The organism is Haloimpatiens lingqiaonensis (genome assembly GCF_901447495.1).
In the GTDB taxonomy this organism is placed as follows: domain Bacteria; phylum Bacillota; class Clostridia; order Clostridiales; family Clostridiaceae; genus Haloimpatiens; species Haloimpatiens lingqiaonensis.
The window spans coordinates 23,493-29,492 of record NZ_CABDWS010000042.1 but is presented as its reverse complement, the minus strand read 5'-3'; the positions used below and the strand labels follow the sequence as shown (position 1 = coordinate 29,492).

The window sequence follows — 6,000 nt, the reverse complement described above, 5'->3', positions numbered from 1 at the left end:
ATTTTATGTAATGTAAAATTATCTGTAATTAAATAAAATTTATATTTTAAAAATTCAAATTTACCTATTATTAAATAAAAGTAATATCGAAAAGGTATAAATCTTTTTCAAAAGGTAAATAGTAATAATTAACAAAACTTCACAGAAGTACGTAAAAGTATGATAAAATTAATAAAAACCTTTTTAAAAAAGCAAAATAAAGTTGTAATTGGAAATATAAAATTAAATTTATACTGTAAAATTTAACTAAGAGTCCATGGCTTCAGCGTGAGCAAGTGGTGGACGAGTTTACAATTGCGGATTGCAAAAGGAATTAAATGGTCAAATAAAATGTGAAGGGAGTTGAAAAACCGTTAAATTAACACTGAACACACAAAGGATAGTGTTAATAGGTAGGGTGAGTTACATCCGAATTTAAGCCTTTGGAGTGTGGGACCAAACGAAAGTAGTATATCCAAACAAAAGTAGTATACCCTTTGGAAATACAAAATCGCACACGTTGAAAAAGGAAGTAAACATAAAGTTTACGTAACGGTAGAAAATATGATTAATAGAGTTGTATGGATAGTACTAGACAGCGTAGGTATGGGTGAAATGCCAGATGCATCAAAATATGGTGATGTGGGAGCCAATACCATAGGGAACGTATCTTCTAGATTGGGAGGATTAAAGCTTCCTAACATGGAGAAATTAGGACTTGGTAATATAGAAGGAATGAAAAATATAAATAAAGTGGATAATCCTGTAGGATGCTATGGAAGATTTGCTGAAGCCTCTGATGGAAAGGATACCACCACAGGACACTGGGAGATGGCAGGAATACAGCTAGACAAGGCATTCCCAACATATCCACAAGGATTTCCAAAGGAAATAATAGATGCTTTTGAAAAAGCTATAGGAACAAAAACCCTTGGTAATAAACCAGCATCAGGTACAGCTATTTTAGATGAACTTGGTGAAGAACACATAAAGACAGGATATCCAATAGTTTACACTTCAGCAGACAGTGTATTCCAAATAGCTGCTAATGAAGATGTTTACTCAGTGGAAGAATTATACAAAATGTGTCAAATAGCTAGAGATATGCTAGTAGGACAGCATGCTGTAGCTAGAGTTATAGCAAGACCTTTTGTAGGAAAGACAGCAGGAAACTTCACAAGAACTCCAAACAGAAGAGACTTTTCATTAAAACCAATACATGCAACAGTTTTAGACAACTTAAAGAGTGCAGGCCTAAATGTTATGGCAGTAGGTAAAATAGAGGACATATTCCAAGGCGCTGGAATCACAGAAGCAGTGCACACCACGGACAACATGGATGGAGTTGACAAGACTTTAGAATACATGAGAGCAAACAAAAAAGGACTTATATTCACAAACCTTGTAGATTTCGACATGAAGTGGGGACACAGAAATAATGTAGAGGAATATGGAAGAGGACTAGAAGCCTTTGACGTAAGATTAGCAGAAATAATGGCTGAAATGAAAGATGACGACGTACTATTCATAACAGCAGACCACGGCTGCGATCCAACTACAGAAGGCACAGACCACACAAGAGAATACGTTCCATTTTTAGCTTATGGTAAAGCGCTTTCTCAAGGCGTGGACCTAAAAACAAGAAAAACTTTCTCTGACATGGGTCAAACGGTAGCGGATATATTTAATGTGGAAGCTATAAGGAATGGGGAAAGCTTTTTAGAAATGATAAGTGAGAGGTAAGAAGAGACGGTGGAGAATGGACAGTTGACAGTGGACAGTTGACAATGGACAATGGACAATTGACAGTGAACGATTAAGAATTAAGAATTAAGAATTAGGAATTAATAATTAGGAATTAATAATTAATAATTAGGAATTAGGAATTAGAAATTAAGAATTAATAATTAAGAATTAATAATTAATAATTAAGAATTAAGAATTAGGAATTAAGAATTAAGAATTAGGAATTAAGAATTAGGAATTAAGAATTAGGAATTAAGAATTAGGAATTAAGAATTAAGAATTAAGAATTAAGAATTAATAATTAAGAATTAATAATTAAGAATTAAGAGTTAAGAGATGATCAGTGGGGTAGCACTGGTGAAAAAGGTTAGTAATAAATAGGAATATTAAAATATTGTTAGAATTTTTATCAACAGTTGAAAATTATATATTGTAGAATTGTATAGTTAGCCACTCTAAATTCGCTTAAATACGACAACGGACTTGTGAGTGGTTAATTATTGGGCAAAATACGGAAAATAATTTAATGTAATTAAATAAATATTCAAAAAATTTAACAATAGCATAAAAAATGTAGAAAAACAAAAGATAAAGTATAAAACAAAAAAATTAACAATAAATAAAAATACTAATAAACAAAAGATTAGACAAATTCAACAAACAAAAGATTAACCACAATGTAGGTATAACAATATCAGTTTAAACAAACATCTGAATTAAAGCCCAAATGAAAACAAAATTTAAATTTAAAAATAAAAAAAATAAGGCAAAATAAAAATAAATTATAAAAAAAGGAGAATAAAAAAGTGAACAGATTTATAGGTATTATAGGTTTAATTGTACTTCTAGCTGTTTGTTACCTTATTTCCAACAATAAAAAGAAGATAAACTGGAGATTGGTTGCTACAGGTATAACACTTCAATTCATATTTGCGTTATTAATATTAAAATTTCCTCCAGGAAGAGCAGCTTTTGAAGTTGTAAGTGGACTTATTACAAAGCTTCTAGACTTCACTAAGGAAGGAACAACCTTCTTATTTGGCGGACTTATGGACACAAACAAGGTGGGATACGTATTTGCACTTCAAGTGCTTCCAACAATAATATTCTTCTCAGCTTTAATGAGCGTATTATATTACCTTGGAATAATGCAAAAATTAATATCAGTACTAGCAAAAGGAATAGTTAAACTTCTTGGAACTAGTGGAGCTGAAACATTATCAGCTGTGGCTAACATATTTGTTGGTCAAACAGAAGCGCCACTTGTTATAAAGCCTTTTGTAAAAACCATGACAAAATCAGAGCTTCTATCCATAATGGTAGGAGGCATGTGTACAGTAGCAGGCGGAGTTATGGCAGGATACGTTGCCATGGGAGTTAGCGCAGGACACTTAATGGCAGCCAGCATGATGGCAGCACCAGCAGGACTAGTAGTTTCAAAAATAATATGTCCAGAAGTAGAAGAGCCAGTAACAAAAGGAAAAATTCAAATAGAATTAGAAAACACTAGCTCAAACGTAATAGATGCAGCAGCTACAGGAGCAAGCGAAGGATTATCTCTTGCACTAAACGTAGCAGCAATGCTTTTAGCTTTCGTAGCATTAATAGCCCTTGTAAACTCAGCAATATCTTGGGTGGCGGCAATGCTTGGAGCTCCATATATAAACCTTGGATGGTTACTTGGAAGATTATTTGCACCATTAGCATTTTTAATGGGTGTACCATCTCAAGACATATTAAATGCAGGTAACTTAATAGGAACAAAGCTTGTATTAAATGAATTTGTTGCTTATGCAAACCTAGCACCACTGATAAAAGCAGGAGCATTACAACCAAAGACAATAATGATCCTAACTTATGCCCTTTGCGGATTTGCAAACATAAGCTCCATAGCTGTTCAAATAGGCGGAATTGGTGGTCTTGCACCAGAAAGACGTTCTGACATAGCTAAACTTGGAATAAGAGCATTGATAGGCGGATGCGTAACAACATTTATGACAGCAACCATTGCGGGATTGTTATTTTAGGTTAAGGGAAAGTGAAAAATGATAATTGACAATGGACAGTGGACAGTTAAGTGATAATTGACAATGGACAATGGACAATGGACAATTAATTAAGAATTAATAATTAATAATTAATAATTAATAATTAATATTTGATATTTGATATTTGATATTTGAACTTTGATCTTTAAAAAAAAGAGGGCTTAGGCCCTTTTTTTATTTTGCAATAGTTTTGTAATAATTTTTTCGGGTAATATATGATATTATAAAAGGGGGAAGTCTTTAGGTAGGATATGGTATAGGGTGATTTAAATAATATAGAATAACATTGATAGGTACTGGTACGTAAGTTGAATAATATAGAATAACACTTATAGGTACGGGAGAAGGTGCTGAAGGTGCTGGGGCGTAAGTTAAATAATACAAAATAACATGAGAGGACGATGAGATGAAAGAAATATTTTCAAAAGTAAAAAAGGCTTGGAAACTAGCCAAAGACTTTAAGCTCACTGGGGACATAGGAGTGATTGTAACCTCAATAATGATATTTATAAGGGGATTTTCTCTAATTTTATACTCCATATTCAGTGCAGAGAATATTTTAATGGACAAGTTTCCAGCAGTAGAAAAATTTAAAATAGGATGCATTTTATTTCTATTATCCATATTCATAGGCCTTAGTCTAATAGTCTTATCTGTAGAAATATTTTTAAGACTCCACAAAAGCTACAAAATAACACAGATATTTCTTATTTTAAATTTAATAGTATACTTTTTGTTGGGAGTAGACTATTTTGAAATGGGATTAATAGTTTTAACAGGCTTAATTTTAACAATAATAAAAGGTCACCTATACAGAGAATGGGCATCCTTTAGGAAAAGAAAATACGGAATTTTAATTATTTTATCATTTATATTTATAATAATGTACATGATGGCAGCACCTTTCTTGCAGGAAAGCTTTTTATCAGATGCCATCATAAGCAAAACACTATTTAAAAGAGGAAGAAGCTTTTTAGCTGCAGGAATATTCATCTATCTTATAACTTGGGCATTTTTACTTTTAAGAAATATTATAGTTTTCAGAGACAAGCTTAAAAATAAAGTAGCCCAGGAAGAATTAATTAAAGTAGAAGAATTTCTAAAAGAAAACAAAGGTGATGTAAACACCCATTTAGTGTTTTTAGGAGATAAGGCATTATTTTGGGGAATGAATGGCAAAGTGCTCATACAGTACTCAAAAATAGGGGATGCACTGGTGGCACTGGGAGACCCTATAGGAGAAGAAAAATATATAGGAGATGCCATTGAAGAATTTCAGGGCTTTGCCAATAGATTTACCCTAAGCACAGCCTTCTACAGAATAGGTAGAGATAAACTAGCACTATACCATGAAAATGGATACCATTTTTATAAGCTGGGAGAAGAAGCAGTGGTACCATTAGAAAACTTCGATTTAAAAGGAAAGAAAAAGCAGAATTTAAGAACTGCAAAAAACAAATTTGAAAGAGAAAACTACAGCTTCCAAATGGTGTACCCACCATATTCAGAAGAATTTTTAAAGGATCTGCAAGCAATATCCAATCAATGGTTGGATGGCAGAAAAGAGGATAAATTCTCCATAGGGTGGTTCCAAAAGGAATACCTAGACAAATCCTCTATAGGCATAATAAGAAATAGTGAAAATAAAGTAATAGCCTTTGCATCAACCTTGCCTTATTATGATGACAAAGAAACGGTATCCATAGACCTTATGAGATTTAAAAAGGACAGCCCTAATGGCATTATGGATTTACTATTTTTACACCTAATACTTTGGGCAAAGGATGAAGGCTATAAAAACTTCAGCTTAGGCATGGCTCCGCTGGCCAACGTGGGAGTATCAGATCACTGTCACACTGGAGAAAAATTTGCAAAATTTATATTCAACTATGGTAGCCACTGGTACAATTTTAAGGGCCTTAGATATTTCAAGGGCAAATTTGACCCTAACTGGACACCGAGATTTTTGGCTTACCCAAAGGTCATGTCACTGCCAGTATTGGCATTGAGCATTAATAGACATATTGGGAAAGGAAAGGAATAGGAAAATTGTGACGGAGTCAGAATTTTTAGAGTGCTAGAGTGCCAAAATTAGAGTGCTAGAGTGCTAGTGGGCTAGTGGGCTAGTGAAGGATAATTTTTCTTCATTGCATTACGAAAAATTTTGGAATTTAAAAAAGATAAATAACATAATTTCACAACGTGAAATTATGTTATCTCTTTTGGC

The 6,000-nt window shown here is 33.0% G+C and carries 3 protein-coding genes; all 3 read left to right on the top strand.

From position 1 onward, the window contains the following. Positions 1 to 543 precede the first annotated feature (543 nt). The 3 genes from FGK85_RS09555 to FGK85_RS09545 all read left to right on the top strand — a co-directional run bounded on the left by FGK85_RS09555 (position 544) and on the right by FGK85_RS09545 (position 5,817). Positions 544 to 1,722, top strand: coding sequence for a phosphopentomutase (locus FGK85_RS09555; RefSeq protein WP_138206007.1), 1,179 nt, complete (start codon positions 544 to 546; stop codon positions 1,720 to 1,722). Between the two features lie 809 nt (positions 1,723 to 2,531). Continuing rightward, positions 2,532 to 3,752 (top strand): NupC/NupG family nucleoside CNT transporter, encoded by a 1,221-nt coding sequence (locus tag FGK85_RS09550; RefSeq protein WP_138206005.1) that lies wholly within the window; start codon positions 2,532 to 2,534, stop codon positions 3,750 to 3,752. Between the two features lie 427 nt (positions 3,753 to 4,179). Further along, complete coding sequence (locus FGK85_RS09545) at positions 4,180 to 5,817, top strand: phosphatidylglycerol lysyltransferase domain-containing protein (protein WP_138206003.1); 1,638 nt, start codon at positions 4,180 to 4,182, stop codon at positions 5,815 to 5,817. Positions 5,818 to 6,000 lie beyond the last annotated feature (183 nt).